Genomic DNA, 294 nt, shown 5'->3' on the forward strand with positions numbered 1-294 from the left:
AAAACGCCCGGAATAGACGGCGTCATCTGGAATACGGATACGCGCCGCATGAAAGCAGTCAATCAATTGAGCAGAAAGGCTTATCAAGCCAAACCGCTCAAGCGTATCTACATCCCTAAGAAAAACGGCAAGCTCAGACCTTTGGGTATCCCGTGCATGGTCGATAGAGCGCTACAAGCGCTTCATCTTCTTGCACTAGAGCCTGTGTCAGAAACACTTGCTGACCCAAATAGCTACGGCTTTCGGCGCAATAGAAGCACTGCTGATGCTATTGCTCAGTGTTTTCTCTGTTTG

At 49.0% G+C, this 294-nt stretch carries 1 protein-coding gene; it reads left to right on the top strand.

Features of this window, described 5'->3' with window-relative positions; genetic code table 11:
- Window positions 1–294: reverse transcriptase domain-containing protein (locus AN394_RS21410; protein ID WP_268795676.1), on the top strand; the 294-nt coding region annotated here is incomplete at both ends.

This window comes from Pseudoalteromonas sp. P1-26 (assembly GCF_001401795.1).
GTDB lineage: Bacteria > Pseudomonadota > Gammaproteobacteria > Enterobacterales > Alteromonadaceae > Pseudoalteromonas.